General features: G+C 63.0%; 13 protein-coding genes. 5 read left to right on the forward strand and 8 right to left on the reverse strand.

The features are described 5' to 3' along the window. The first annotated feature begins 240 nt into the window (after positions 1-240). The 4 genes from VLU25_14670 (at position 241) to murQ (ending at position 5,344) form a co-directional block, all read left to right on the forward strand. Complete coding sequence (locus tag VLU25_14670; protein HSR69177.1) at positions 241-1,545, forward strand: hypothetical protein; 1,305 nt, start codon at positions 241-243, stop codon at positions 1,543-1,545. Between the two features lie 42 nt (positions 1,546-1,587). Beyond that, positions 1,588-2,829 (forward strand): FAD-binding oxidoreductase, encoded by a 1,242-nt coding sequence (locus tag VLU25_14675; protein HSR69178.1) that lies wholly within the window; start codon positions 1,588-1,590, stop codon positions 2,827-2,829. A gap of 34 nt (positions 2,830-2,863) precedes the next feature. Further along, positions 2,864-4,123 (forward strand): (Fe-S)-binding protein, encoded by a 1,260-nt coding sequence (locus VLU25_14680; GenBank protein HSR69179.1) that lies wholly within the window; start codon positions 2,864-2,866, stop codon positions 4,121-4,123. A 231-nt stretch (positions 4,124-4,354) separates the two neighbouring features. Further along, positions 4,355-5,344, forward strand: coding sequence for an N-acetylmuramic acid 6-phosphate etherase (gene murQ, locus VLU25_14685; GenBank protein ID HSR69180.1), 990 nt, complete (start codon positions 4,355-4,357; stop codon positions 5,342-5,344). 378 nt (positions 5,345-5,722) lie between these two features. Here the strand turns inward: murQ and VLU25_14690 are convergent, their stop codons facing one another. From VLU25_14690 to VLU25_14715, 6 genes are all read right to left on the reverse strand, one after another. Then, positions 5,723-6,046, reverse strand: coding sequence for a YbjQ family protein (locus tag VLU25_14690; protein ID HSR69181.1), 324 nt, complete (start codon positions 6,044-6,046; stop codon positions 5,723-5,725). After that, complete coding sequence (locus VLU25_14695) at positions 6,043-6,489, reverse strand: hypothetical protein (GenBank protein ID HSR69182.1); 447 nt, start codon at positions 6,487-6,489, stop codon at positions 6,043-6,045. The genes VLU25_14690 and VLU25_14695 overlap by 4 nt, the downstream gene beginning before the upstream one ends. Next, positions 6,482-7,021, reverse strand: a complete 540-nt coding sequence (locus tag VLU25_14700) for an RNA polymerase sigma factor (protein HSR69183.1) — start codon at positions 7,019-7,021, stop codon at positions 6,482-6,484. Before VLU25_14700 ends, VLU25_14695 begins: the two co-directional genes overlap by 8 nt. Before the next feature lie 235 nt (positions 7,022-7,256). Then, positions 7,257-8,663 (reverse strand): amino acid permease, encoded by a 1,407-nt coding sequence (locus VLU25_14705; GenBank protein ID HSR69184.1) that lies wholly within the window; start codon positions 8,661-8,663, stop codon positions 7,257-7,259. Positions 8,664-8,833: 170 nt separating this feature from the next. Then, the gene (locus VLU25_14710) at positions 8,834-9,112 is read right to left on the reverse strand and encodes a hypothetical protein (protein ID HSR69185.1); all 279 of its coding nucleotides are present in this window, start codon (positions 9,110-9,112) and stop codon (positions 8,834-8,836) included. A gap of 267 nt (positions 9,113-9,379) precedes the next feature. Then, the gene (locus VLU25_14715) at positions 9,380-10,972 is read right to left on the reverse strand and encodes a M1 family metallopeptidase (protein ID HSR69186.1); all 1,593 of its coding nucleotides are present in this window, start codon (positions 10,970-10,972) and stop codon (positions 9,380-9,382) included. Between the two features lie 238 nt (positions 10,973-11,210). On the opposite strand from VLU25_14715, the gene VLU25_14720 reads away from it, so the two are divergent. Further along, positions 11,211-11,549: a hypothetical protein gene (locus VLU25_14720; protein ID HSR69187.1), complete on the forward strand. Its 339-nt coding sequence runs from the start codon at positions 11,211-11,213 to the stop codon at positions 11,547-11,549. Here the strand turns inward: VLU25_14720 and mdh are convergent. Together mdh and icd are read right to left on the reverse strand one after the other, a co-directional pair. Next, on the reverse strand, positions 11,546-12,487 hold the full coding sequence (gene mdh / locus VLU25_14725) for a malate dehydrogenase (GenBank protein HSR69188.1): 942 nt from the start codon (positions 12,485-12,487) through the stop codon (positions 11,546-11,548). The two genes, VLU25_14720 and mdh, sit on opposite strands and share 4 nt — an antisense overlap. Positions 12,488-12,746: 259 nt before the next feature. Next, positions 12,747-13,994, reverse strand: coding sequence for an isocitrate dehydrogenase (NADP(+)) (gene icd, locus VLU25_14730; GenBank protein HSR69189.1), 1,248 nt, complete (start codon positions 13,992-13,994; stop codon positions 12,747-12,749). Positions 13,995-14,139: the final 145 nt, after the last annotated feature.

Below are 14,139 nucleotides of genomic sequence, written 5' to 3' on the forward strand. Positions count from 1 at the left end.
CCCACCGAGAGGGGCATCAGCAAGTAGGGAAAGAGGACATTATTCTTCACCGGCAACAAGGGCAGCCGGCCTTCGCGCGAATGTTCGTTCATCGGACTGCCCCACAGTCTGAAGGTATTGACCTCTCTTTACAAGGGGAGCAAGGGGGGGCTGCGCGGGCAAGTGAGAGGCGGCCGATTAAGACCCTGGGCCCTGCTGTCGATAAGAAAGTGAAGGGGCGGCAAAGCCGGGACGTAGTTTATGGCGGACTATTTTCATCTCAGCGATTTCAAGAAGTTCGACATGTGGCTGGACGCCTTGGTCGTTTTCCACGGTAAACCTGGGCTGCCCTTCGGCTTCAATGGCGAAGAGCTGCAACGCAACTTCCTGGTCGACGTGCGCACCTCGATGCAGATCGTGCAAGACCTGCTCACGCTGGCCGACGCCCTGCTGCGCCGGGAACTGGAACACTACAAGATGGCCGATCCCACCATCGCCATCCATTCCGATCAAGACCCCCGCCTGGAGGCCCGCCGCATCCGCAAGCTGCAGGCCGAGATGGCCGGCTTTCTCGACTTCTGGGACTTTCTCGAACAATTCCGGATCGTGGGCACCAGCACGCTGCGACTGGAACACTTCTCGCGGCTGGAGTTCAAGTCGCTGGGATCGATCCTCACCAACCGCATCGAGCAGTTTCGTCAAGGCGAGGCTTTCAAGAATCTGGGCGTGGGAGCCAGCAACTCCGAATTCCGCTACCTGGTGCAGCGCGACATCGTCCTTTCTCTGGAGATGCCCGGCGTGCAGGAGCAGGTGGAACGGATCTTCCTCGACTTCTTCCACATCCTTCAGTTGATCCGTTACATCCAGGAAGAGATGCGCCGCCAATTTCGCGTGCGCAAGCTGCTGGTGCTTTTCGGATATTGCTTTCACGCCTACCAGCGCTTTCTCGACCTGCTCAGCGAGTCGCGCGACTACCTCGACCGCTACCAGCCTGAAATCGTGGAGGCCATCTTCAGCACCACCTTCGCCCTCAAGATGGAGACCAAGAAGGTCTTCGAGGAAAGGCTCGAAAACGTGGCCGACGAGGAGCGGGTCCGCAAAGCCTACGCCGAGATGGAGGACGCGTTGGGGCTGGTGCAGAACGCCTTCCGGGAGTGCTTCATCAACCTGGTCCACCTGCTCAATCCCGATTTCGACGAGCGGCGGCTGTTCGAGGACATGCGCCATCTCTACAAGCAGACCCTCAAGCTGATCGAAGAACTCACTCAACTGCACGACATGGCCAAGTCGGCTCGGGACGACGGCAAGGACGAGAGCTTCTCGCAGGTGCTGGCCACCCTCGTCCACTTCGAAAAGACCTCCAAACGGCTGCTCTTTTTCAAGGACTGGCAGGACATCGAAGACTTCGTGCAGGAATTGGACGAATGCGATCCTGCCGAGCGGCCTTTCGCGCTCCACCGCTTCGAGATTTTTCTCACCACCCTGCTCAGCGAAGTCGGCAAGCGCACCATCCTCAGCAAGTTCCGCGAGTCGGACGGGGCCGCCCGTAAGCAGGCTGCGCGTTGAGCGTATTGAGCCGCGGCATGCGATTGCCTACAATCTCATGCCGTGGAGGAGCTCAAACAAGCCTACCGATGGATCTCGCAGCAGCCCATGCCCCCCGTCTTCGCGCCTCACGACGTGGAAGAAGCCCGCGCCTGGCTCAAAGAAAAAAATCATCCGGGAAGCGGCGTGCTGGTGGCCGGAAGCGGCAGCCACTGGTTCATAGGAGGCCTCCCCGACAAGGTCAGCGACATTCTTTGGCTGCGCCGCTGGGGCCGCATCCTCGACTATTCTCCCGGCGACATGATGGTCGAGGTTGAAGCGGGCTGCCCGCTGGGCGTCCTCAGCCGGCGCCTGGAGGAGGAGGGCCAGTTCCTTCCCTTCCTGCCTTTCCACGCCCCCGACTCCACAGTCGGAGGCACAGTGGCGGCGGCCTTGGAGTCGCCTTTCTCGGGCGAGCTGGGCGGGCCTCGCGAGTCCCTGATCGGGGTCGAGGTGCTGCACCCCGAGGGAATCCTCAGCCATGCCGGCGGCAAAGTGGTGAAGAATGTGGCCGGCTACGACCTGTGCAAGCTCTATTGCGGCTCGCTGGGTACGCTGGGAGTACTGACCCGCCTGGTCTTCAAGGTGCGTCCGCTGCGGGGAGGTCGCAGCAGCGGGTTGATGGCTTTCGGCACCTTGTCCGATCTGCTGAGCAGCGCGCGACGCCTGCGCGACGAGGCCGCTCCGGCGGCTCTGCAGGTCCTTTCCGGGCGACTGCGGGCCGCTGCTCCGGCCCAGTTGTCGGAGGCCGGGTGGATACTGGCCGTCCGCCTCCTCGACGCTCCCGCGACGGCAGCCTACAAGCGCCGCCGCATCGAGGCCGAAGGCAATCTTGCGGCGTGGCTGGAAGGCGATGAGGAGGAGCTCTTCTGGAAAGACTGGAGCCGGCAGCAGCGGGAACTGCTGGCGCCCGGCAACGGCTGGGCGGCGCTGCTCATCAACACCCGTCAGGCCAACCTGGCCCAGGCGGCCGCCGATCTGGAAAGCCATCTGGACGCCTCCGCCCGCCAGCTTTCCCTAACCGGCAGCTTTCAGCGCGCCAGCCTGCTCGCCTTCGTGAGGGAAGACGAGGATCTGTCAGGTCAGGTGCAGGCGCTGCGCCAGCGTTGGAATCTCAACCAGGATTCCCTTATCCTTTGGAAGGGGTCTGCCGAAGTGAAATCGCGGATCGACGTGTGGGGGACTCCCTCGCCCCTCAAGGTCCTGCAGAAGAGACTGCAACAGACCTTCGATCAGCATGGAGTGCTCAACCCCGGACGAATGTGATCTGCCTCAAGGCGCAGGCTCTGGAGATTTCCCCATGGCTGCCAGCCAAAGCCGGAAAGTGCTCGACGACGACCCTTTTGCCGTCAACCTGGACTGCATCCACTGCGGACTGTGCCTGCCCAAGTGCCCCACCTACCAGGAGCTGGGAAGCGAACCCGATTCCCCCCGCGGACGCATCCACATCATGCGGGCGGCCGAGCAGGGACGTATCGAACTGGACCAGGCGGCGCTGGCGCATCTGGACGGATGCCTGGCCTGCCGGGCCTGCGAAAGCGCCTGTCCTTCGGGCGTCCGCTACGAATTGATGCTGACCGCCACCCGTGACCGCTGGCGCCGGGAGAATCCGCCGGGATGGCTGGCCCGCCTGGCTTTCGACGGTCTTCTGCCCCACCCCGGACGGCTGCGGGCGTCGGCACGTCTGCTGCGCCTCTACCAGCGCAGCGGGCTGCAGCGGCTGGTCCGCTCCAGCCGGGTGCTGGGCCTTGTTCCCTCCCTGCGCCAGGCCGAAGCCAAGCTGCCCGAAGTGCCGCCTCAAGAGCGCCTGAAGGACTTCTACCCGGCCCGCGGAACGGCCCGTAAGCGGGTGGGATTCCTGAGCGGATGCGTCATGCCCGTGCTCTTTCCCGAGGTTCACCGGGCCAGCATCGAAGTGCTCCGCAAGGCCGGATGCGAGGTGGTGGTGCCCCGCGGGCAGACTTGCTGCGGAGCCCTCCACAGTCATGACGGACTTCACTCCCGGGCCCGCCGTCTGGCCCAGCGCAACCTGTCCGCCTTCGGCGATGATCTGGACGCCATCGTGGTCAATTCGGCGGGCTGCGGGGCCGCCCTCAAGGACTATCCTCACTGGAAACCCGACAACCAGCAAGCCCGCCGCTTCGCCCTGCGCGTCAAGGACATCAGCCAATGGCTGGCCGAGCTGCAACCCCGCTGGACTCTGCGTCCGCTGCCCTTGACGGCGGCCTACGACGACGCCTGCCACCTTCTCCACGGACAGCGCGTCAGCAGCCAGCCGCGCCAGCTTCTCAAGAGCATTCCCGAGCTGCGCCTGCCCCCCGTTCCCAATGCCGACCGCTGCTGCGGGGCGGCGGGACTCTACACCCTGCATCAGCCTGAAATGTCGGAACGGCTCTTGCAGCGCAAGATGAAAGAACTCCTCTCAGTGCAACCCGACCGAATTGTCAGCGCCAACCCTGGCTGCTTGCTGCAGTTTCGCTATGGAATAAAGACACTGGGGCTGAGTATCCGGGCTCAACACCCTGTGGAACTGCTCGGCGAAGCACTGGACGAAGCATGAAGCACTTTGCCAAGTCCTCTCGCCAATAGGCGAAAAAGCACTTATTGATGGGGGTTTGAGTTGATCATTTAACCCAAGAGTCTTGGAGTATGGGCAAAACATTAGACGTGCTTACAAGATATTTACAGAAATCCCCGTTAAACGACTATTTGCAATTCCCTCTGACTCCATCGCTATGGTAGAGTGAGTTCGCTCCCACTCAACCGACGATCTAGAGGCGAGGGAACTCTCATGAGCGAGGAACGAACATCTGCCCCGCCTGGGCAGAATTCCGCCGAGGAGTCCGGTGCCCACTTCGAGGGGCCGTCAACGGAACGCTCACTGGCCGATTCCTCCGATTTCGACCGGATGCCCACCTTGCAGGCTCTTCGCTTGATGAACCGGGAGGACCGGCGCGCCATCGAGGCCGTGGAGAGGGCTCTGCCCAAGGTGGCCGAAGCGGCCGACGCCATTGCCCGGCGGCTCGGCGAGGGAGCGCGCCTCATCTATGTCGGCTCGGGTACCAGCGGACGGCTGGGAGTGCTGGACGCCGTTGAATGCCCGCCCACCTTCGGCAGCGATCCTGAAAAGGTGCAGGCGGTGCTGGCGGGCGGATATGAGGCCTGTTACGAGTCCAGCGAGGGGGCCGAGGACGATCCTCAGCGGGGCGCGGCCGATCTGCGCCGCCGCACCTTCAACAAGCGCGATGCCGTGGTGGGCGTCAGCGCCAGCGGAAACACTCTTTACACCCTGGGCGCGATGCGCTTCGCCAAGCGCAGAAAGGCGCTCACCGTAGCCGTCACCTGCAATCCTTCCGGCGAAATGGTCAAGGTGGTCGACATCGCCATCGTGGCCGACACGGGTCCCGAGGTCATCGCCGGCTCCACCCGCCTCAAGGCGGCCACCGCCCAGAAGACCGTCCTCAACATGCTCAGCACCCTGGCCATGACCCGTCTGGGATATGTCTACGGAAAATGGATGATCAACATCGCCCCCAGCAACCGCAAGCTCTCGCGGCGGCGCCTCGAAATCGTGCGCGAGGCGGCGGGGGTGAGCGAGGAACGGGCTTCCGAGTTGCTGGAGAGGGGCGGGACGGTGGCCGTGGCCCTGGTCATGGCGCGACATCATTGCCGGGCCGAAGAGGCCCGCCGCCTCCTGGAAAGCGCTTCCTCGCTGCGAGCCGCTCTGCAAAAAGACGCCGGTTCGCTTGCGCAGCTCCCGACTTCCGGCGATCGATCCTGACCAGCTAGTGCAGTGCGTCAGACGTTTTCAGCCACCCTGTGGCGTTATCCCACGCTTTCAGCGTTCAGACCTTTGCCGTCTTAAAACCCAGGGTGGCGCCGCCGTCTCGCTTGCGCTCGCCGCGGCTGACCCTGGGCTGGCGAATCGCTCGCCTTCAGCGAGCCCGGACTTGACTTCTAACACAGTTGCTGGACTGGCGGATCGCTCGCCTTCAGCGAGCCCGGACTTGACTTCTAACACACTCCCTGGCGAATCTGTCCCTGTCAGGGACAAGAACGGAGGGGGGCCCCGGCTCAGAACTTATGACCGGCAGCACTAGGCGGGCCGTGAGGCTTGTGAGTTGGATCTTGGGCGGTGGGAGTTGGCGCTTGGCGGGAGTCAATCGCGTTCCTTGACGATGACGGCGGTGCCGTAGGCCACCATTTCGGCGGCGGCCCCCATCACCGAGGAGGTGGAAAAGCGCACGGCCAGGATGGCGTTGGCTCCCAGGCGCTCGGCTTCTTCCACCATGCGGTCGAGAGCTTGTTCGCGGGCTTCGGCGGTCAGCTTGACGTATTCGTGCACCTCTCCGCCCACCAGGTTGCGCATCCAGGCCACGATGTCTTTGCCCAGATGGCGGGCGCGCACCGAGTTGCCGCGAACCAGACCGACGGTCCTGACGATTTCGCTGTCCTTGAGGGTATCGGTGGTGGCGAGAATCATCGGTGAACTCCCTTGTAGCGGTCGGTACGGCTTTCTTTGATGCGCTCGGAGAGCACCGAGAAGAAGAGCAGTCCGATGCCGCTGATCAAACCGAAGACGACGACTTTTTCCAGCAGCGAGTCCTGGGTTTCAAAGGCGTACCAGTAGAGGCCGTAGAGGGTCACCATAATCATCCACACCGACAGGATCAGGCCTCCCAGGCGGCGGCTGGCGCGCCCGGCCAGGGAGTTTTGGATGTCGGCCCAGTCTTCGCCGGTGGGCGTTTCAATGCTCATGGCAGCGGCTCTGCGCACTTCGCCCTTGATCTTTTGGAGCTTGCCGTAGAGCTCCTGCATGTCGGGGTCGGATTCCAGCATGGCCTCGACTTCCTGGCGCTGCTGCAGGGGCAGTTCCCCGTCCAGGTATCCCGACAGATAGACTTCTTTTTCCTCGTGACTAAGCATCGCTGCCGTCCAAATATCGAATCAGTTTCTTGCGCGCGTGGTGAAGGCGCGACATGACGGTTCCTAGCGGAATCTCTTGAATTTCCGCGATCTCGGCGTAACTGTGTCCTTGATAATCTTTGAGAAAGATGATCTCCCGCTGCTCGGGCGGCAGCCGGTCCAAGGCGTTGCGGATCTCCATGCGCAGCAAACCGCCCTCGGTCTTACTTTGGGCTTTGCGGTCGGGCAAGACTTCCGGAAGGTCCTCGGAGCGGCGGCGGTTGCGCTTTCTCAACAGATCGATGGCCTGGTTGCGCACGATGGTCAGCAGCCAGGGCCCGAACTCGCGCTTGAGGTCGAAGCGGTTGAGATTCTGGTAGGCCTTGATAAAGGCGTCCTGCACCACGTCGAGGGCGTCTTCCTTGTTCTTGGTGTAGTAGTAGGCCAATCCGAAGGCGTGGTCGCGGTGGCGCTTGAAGATCTGATTGTAGGCTTCGGGCCGTCCGTTCCGCACCTGCCGTAGAAGATCCGCGTCTGCTGCTTCAGTCGCCATCGCCTCGAAGGGTGAAATGGGGGAAGGCTTCCTCCCCAAGAGTTGTTTCGGTTTCGCTATCGAATTGTACGCCACTTCAGGACCGAGTACGAACCTGGGGAAGGATTATTCATCAGGGCCGGTTCTCAAACGGCTAGCTGGTAGCGAGCGACCTCATACCGCCGAGGGCAATTGAGCCTTCACCGCGGTCGCTGAAACTTGACCCGTGTGTGAACTTGTTGGCCACCTAGTGGCCCTAGGCGGCTTCGGCTTCGCCCTCGGTCTCGGCCTCGTGGGGAGGCGAGTAAGTGATCCAGCGCTGATTGACGCCCACCCAATAGAAGGCGACTCCCACCAGCAGGGTGAACAGAGCCAGTCCGGTCGGAAGCGGCTCGTCGATGAGGGCCCGGATCCAGGAGACCAGGACGACGGCCAGGAAAAGGAGAGGAGTGACCGGGTAGCCCGGCACGGAGAAGGCCGGCTTGCTGTGGGGAAAGCGCTTGCGCACTACGAAGACTCCGGCGATGGCCAGGGCGTTGAAGAGCAGCAGCACCGAACCGATGTAGATGAGCAGGCTTTCGAAAGCTCCGGTCAGGGCCAGGCAGGCGGCCACGGCGCTCTGGGAAAGGATGGCGGCGGCGGGGGCGCTGCGGGCGCTCAGGCGTCCGAAAAAGGAAGGCGCCAGTCCGTCGCGGGCCATGGCGTAGTAGACCCGGGGTCCGGCGGCCGTCATGGCGCTGATCGAGCCCAGAATCGCCAGGATGATAAGGGCCGTGATGGCGTCTCCGCCCAGCGATCCGAACAAGGCTTGGGCCGCCTCCTGTCCCACGGCGATGTTGCGCTCCCAGGATCCTCCCGGCAGAGCGTAGAGGAAGAGGATGTTGAGGGCCAGGTAGGCGGCGCCCACCACCAGGGTGCCTCCCAGCAGGGCCCGCGGCAGGGTGCGTCCGGGACGGTGCACTTCGCCGGCCAGGTAGGCGGCGGCATTCCATCCCGAGTAGGCGAAGCTGACCTGGATCAAAGCCACCCACCAGCTTCCGTGGGCGACGGTGGCGGCCGTGACCCCTTGCCATTCCCCGCGTCCGCTGCCCAGGCCCGCCACCACCAGCACCGCGATGGCCCCCAAAGTGAGAGCGGCCAGGGTGCTCTGCAAGCGTCCGCCGGGGCGCAGTCCTCCCGAATGGACGAATCCCAGCAGCAGGACGATGAGGCAGGCCAGCAAGGCCACCCGGGTAATGCCGGTTGCGGGAATCACGACCTGGTTGGGATCACTCCCCAAGATGGCCATGAGGTAGGCTCCGGCCCCGATGGAAGCGGCGGCCACGGCGGCTGAAAAGCCCACCAGGAACGACATCCATCCGCTCAGAAATCCCCACACCGGCCCGTAGATGCGGGTCAGGTAATGATACTCGCCTCCCACCCGCGGCATGCGCGTGGCCAGCTCAGCGTAGCAGAAGGCTCCGCACAAGGCCAGCAAGGCGCCGGCCGCCCATACGCCCAGGGCCGAGAGTCCGCTGCCGGTCTGCCAGCGCACAAAGGCGGGGATGGTGAAGATCCCCGTTCCGATCATGTTGGTGACGACGAAAGCCCCGGCTGCCCAAGCCCCCAGAGACCGCTTCAGTCTTTGCCCCGAGTTCCCGGGCGTTCCTGCGGATGGTTTCATGCGCTTCGATTCTAGCATCTACCCCGAATACTACGAGGCCGTCTCCCTTTGGTTCCACGGAAGACCTGGAACGCTCCTTTCCGGCCCAAGACGTCCCGAAACGCTGCAATAGACGCACCACCCCTAAACAATAGAGAAAACTGCTGAAATGCTAACCAACCGGGCACATCTCAAGCGCGGATATTGAGGATCCGGCCGGGGGTTAGGGGGACGTCGGAGGAGCGGGCTTTGAGGTCGTAGGTGTCGAAGCGGCGGATGGTGGGGAGGTTGCTCGGGTTGCCTCCGGCTGGGCCGGAGTCGGTACGGCGGCGGGATTTGAGCTGATTGTGACGGTCGAGTTCGTCGATCTTCTCCACCCGCGGACGCGCCGCCCGGTTGGGCCGCGGCGCCTGAGAAGTGTAGAGATCGGCCACCGTGTGAGCCGAAATGTCGATACCCGGTATTCGCATAGCTCGCTCCCATACTTTACACCGATTTGCGGCTGGCTGCCCGCGAAAGTGTGATTTGCGTCACCAAGTTCTCATTGGGGCGCCCCGCCCGCAGGGAGCATAGTGACGCCTTGAAACGCTTCCTGGATCGCCGCAAGGATGCGCCTCCCACGGGAGGGACAGTGCACTAGGGCCACTAGGTGGCCAACAAGTTCACACACGAATCAAGTTTCAGCGACCGCGCTAAAGGCCTAATCGCTCTCGGCGGTATGAGGCTGCTCGCTATCCCTAGCGGTGCAGGAGCCAGGCGTTGGGGTCGATTTCCAGGCTGGCCTGGGGAGGAAGCGTCACTTGGGCGCCTTGGGCAGGGACTTCGACCCGGCGGGTGTTTCCGTCGACGGAAATCTCCACGGGCATGGGGAAAGGCAGGTCGTCCGGGACCCGCCAGGACAGGGTCAGGCGATCTCCCCGGCGGCGCGAGATCAGTTCAGGCAATTTGGACTGGCGAAGGTAGACGTCGAAGAACCATTTCAGGTCCTGGCCTGAAAGACGTTCGGCGATGCGGCGCACGTCGGAGGTGGTCTTGAAATGGGTCTGGCGGCCGTCGGTCCATTGCTCCATGCGCGGATCAGGGTAAGCCAGCCGGCGCAGCAAACGGAAGAAGGCTTCATCGCCCATCACCCAGCGCAGCGAATGGGCGATCCAGCTTCCCTTGAAATTGACGTCGCCGTCGCTGGAGGTGTAGTCGGGAGGCACGAAGTACTTCTCGATGGTGGTCTGAGCCTCCAGGGGCGCCACCGGCTGCAGGTTGCGCAAACGGTGGCGGATGCCCCTCATCCAGCGGGTGAGCGCCTCGGGGCCTCCCAGTTCCTCGGCGTAAAGGGCCTCCATGTAAGAGCACAGGCCCTCGTGGATCCAGAAGTCGTTCCAGTCGGGGACGGTGACCAGGTTGCCCCACCATTCGTGTCCCAGTTCGTGAAAGTGGAGCCAGTCGAATCCGTATTCATTGTGGGAATAGTCGCTGCCGTAGGCGATGATGGTCTGGTGCTCCATCCCCAGGTAGGGCGTCTCGGCCACGCCATACTTCTCGGCCCGGAAGGGATAGGGCCCCAGCTTCGATTCCAGAAAGCGCAGATGCTTGTGCATCTCCTTCATCAGTCCCAGCCCCTTTTCGTAGTTCTCGGGCAGCACCCAATAGGTCATGGGCACTTCCTCTCCGCCCAGGCTTTGATAGGTCTCGCTGATGGTGCGGTAGGGGGCCAGGTTGAGGGTGACGTTGTAGACATTGATGGGATTGGCGACGTGCCAGTGAAAGGTGCGCCAGCCCTGGCCGGCGTCCTCGACGCTTTTCAAAACCCCGTTGGAGGCCGCCTCCAGCCCCGGCGGGACGGTGAAGCGCACATCCATGCTGTCGGGCTCGTCCGAGGGGTGGTCCTTGACCGGCCACCACAGGTCGGCGCCGTCCTGCTGGCAGGCCACCCCCACCCAGGGCCGTCCGTCGGCGGTCTGCGACCACACGAAACCGCCCACCCAGGGCGGACGCGGCGCCACCCGCGGCTTGCCGCCGTAGTCGATGCGCACCCGCACGGTCTCGCCGGGCTGGCGGGTGAGCGGAAAGTCGATCCATAGCTGCCCGGAGGGACGGGTGAAATCGAGTTGCTGCTCCCCCGCCTCGGTCAACAAGGCCGCCGCCCTCACCTTGAGCGGATCATCCAGATCGAGCACCAGCCGCGGCGCCGGATGGACGATATCGGCCGTCACCGTCAGCGCCCCCTCGATCGTCTTCTCCTCGGGATCGACCTTCAACTCCAAGGAGTAATGCCGCACGTCATAAGCCGCCTGCTCAGGCGACAAGGCTCCCCCCGAGTCGGTCGGTCGCACCCCCAAATCACGCTGCGCCAACGCGGGAAGCAAAAAAATCCAACTAACCGCCATTCCAAGCCCCACCTTTTTCATGATCAGGCATCATACCTTCTGTGACGGCGCCTTGACAGGATTTCGCTGCTTAGGGCTGGAACGAAGAGAAGATGAGAAAGTCCCTTTCAGCCGGCCTCGAACAGAAGCTTCTTCGGAGACCGGAAAAGGTGAAAGCCGGAACTTCAGAAAAGGGAGAATGCAGTTGAGGAAGAGATGCTCGGCCATTATTGGCCCGGATCTGGCGGCCAAGGCTCTCCAGCTCTCCGGCGAGGACGCCTGGGAACCCGCTAGCTGTCGTGAGGTCATCTCGAAACTGCGCGATTCCGGCCTGGCGGTGGTCGGTGTTGAACTGTGGAATCCGCAGGGCTCCGACGCCAAGTGGATCGCCAGCAGCAACTACAACTGTCCCGAATCAAGCGGTTGGCCCGCCTATGTCAGGTGCTGCGCAGAGCATGCTTTGGCTTTCGTGGACCGTTTCGGAGACGAACCTGAAGCTCTCTTCAACCTGTCCTGGAGCGCGGAAACAGAGACCGGGGCCTAGACCCGGTAGCCGTTGTTGCGGAGGACGTCGACGAGTTCTTGGACTGCGGAGGCGGAGCGCTGCAGGTCGGATTTTTCGTCGGTAGTGAGGTTGATCTGGAAGATCTCCTCCAGGCCGTCCCGGCCCAGCTTGACGGGGACGCCCAGGAAGAGGCCGCTGACCGAGTATTCGCCTTGCAGGCAAACGGCGCAGGGGAGGATTTTTTTGCGGTCGAGCAGAATCGATTCAGCCATCTCCACGGCGGCCGCCGAGGGGGCGTAGTAGGCACTGCCGCTCTTGAGCAGCTTGACGATCTCGGCGCCCCCGTTGCGGGTGCGCTCGACCAAAGCCTGTATGCGGTCGGGAGGGATCAGTTCGGTGATGGGGACGCCCGCCACGGTGGAATAGCGCGGCAAGGGCACCATGGTGTCTCCGTGACCTCCCAACACAAAGGCGTGGGTGCTCTCGACCGAAACGTCGAGTTCGCGGGCGATGAAGGTACGGAAACGGGCCGAGTCGAGGATGCCCGCCATGCCGATGACGCGGCGGCGGTCGAATCCGCTGGCCGCCTTGGCCACGTGGCACATGGCGTCCAGCGGATTGCTGACGATGATCAAAATGCTGTCGGGAGAAGAACGCACCACCTTCTCGGTCACTTCGTGGACGATGGAGGCGTTTTTGAGCAGCAGGTCGTCGCGGCTCATCCCCGGCTTGCGGGCCAGGCCGGCGGTGATGATGACGATGTCCGAACCTGCCGTGTCGCCGTAAGAGTTGGCTCCCTCGAGACAGGCGTCATAGCCTTCTACCGGGCCCGCTTGGGCCAGGTCGAGGGCCTTGCCCTGAGGCATGCCCTCGACCACGTCCACCAGAACCACGTCGCCCAGGTGCTTCTCAGCCAGGCGCTGGGCAGTGGTGGCTCCGACGTGTCCGGCTCCGATGACAGTGATCTTGGTCTTCATTTTCACACCTCAAGAACTCCCTTGCGGCGAGGCGGAGTGCGGCGTTATTCCACCCCTTCAGGGTTACTTAGTGCGTAAATCCGTAACCCAGGGTTCCGCCCTTGCCGCGCTTCGCTTGCCGCGGGCATCCATCCTGGGCTAACGAATCGCTCCCCTTCAGGGAGCCCGGAACCTGACTTGCAACACAGTCGCTGCCTGTCCTCCGTAGCCTCGCTGCCCTGGTAGCCTTGCCCTTCGTAGCCTCTGGCGAAGGAGGGGGCTACATGTTCTCGATGATGGCCGAGGCGTACTCGCTGGTCGAGACCTTGGTGGCGCCTTCCATCTGGCGTTCAAGGTCATAGGTGACGCGCTTTTGCGAGATGGTCCGGGCCATGGCGCGGTTGACCTTGTCGGCGGCCTCCTGCCATCCCAGATGCTCCAGCATCATGACGCCGGATAGAATCAGCGAGCCGGGATTGACCTTGTCCTGTCCGGCGTACTTGGGAGCGGTGCCGTGGGTGGCTTCGAAGAGGGCCGTGTCGCTGCTTTTGTTGGCGCCGGGAGCCATTCCCAGTCCGCCCACCTGGGCCGCGCAAGCGTCGGAGAGATAGTCGCCGTTGAGATTGGGCAGAGCGATCACGTCGTACTCGTCAGGACGCAGCAGCACCTGCTGAAACATGGCGTCGGCAATGCGGTCCTTGATCACCACCTTGCCCTGGGGACGCTGGCCCCCGTGCTCGTCCCACAGTTGGTCCTCGGTGATGCACTGATCGGCAAACTCGTCCCTGGCCACCTCGTATCCCCAGTCGCGGAAGGCGCCCTCGGTGAACTTCATGATGTTGCCCTTGTGCACCAGAGTCACGCTGGCCCGCTCGTGCTCGATGGCGTGCTCGATGGCCATGCGAACCAGGCGCTTGGTTCCGGTGATGGAGATGGGCTTGATGCCGATTCCCGAGTCCTCGCGGATGGGCTTCTCGAAGCGTTCGGCGATGTAGCCGATGATGGCGGCGGCTTCCTTGCTGCCCTCCATCCACTCGATGCCGGCGTAGACGTCCTCGGTGTTCTCGCGGTAGATGACCACGTCCAGCTTGCCCGGCTCCTTGACCGGCGAGGGGACGCCTTCGATCCAGCGGCAGGGGCGTACGCAGGCGAAGAGGTCGAGCACCTTGCGCAACGTCACGTTGAGGCTGCGGATGCCGCCTCCGACTGGAGTCGTCAAGGGGCCCTTGATGGCCACGCGGTACTCGCGGATGGCCTCCACCGTCTCGTTGGGCAGCCACTCTCCGAACCTGTCGTGAGCCTTTTCGCCGGCGTAGATTTCGGCCCAGGCGATCTTCTTCGATCCGCCGTAGGACTGTTCCACGGCGGCATCCAGCACACGCCGGGTGGCGGGCCAAATGTCGATCCCGATGCCGTCGCCTTCGATAAAGGGAATGATGGGTTGGTCAGGAACCTGCAGTTTGCCGTCTGAATATCCGATCTTCTCGCCCCAATCGGGCGGATTCACTCGCTTACCGTTATCGCTCATGAGTCCTGTTCCTCGCTTTCAAAATCAAGCGCCCAATCTAGTCGCTATTACCCCTTCCCGTCAAATCCCGATCCGGCCATCGAACCTTTTGCGAGACGGGCCCGTAGAGTGTGGTACAGTATGCTCGGGTTCCGATAATCGATAC

Source organism: Acidobacteriota bacterium, from assembly GCA_035471785.1.
Taxonomy (GTDB): domain Bacteria; phylum Acidobacteriota; class UBA6911; order RPQK01; family DATIPO01; genus JANQFM01.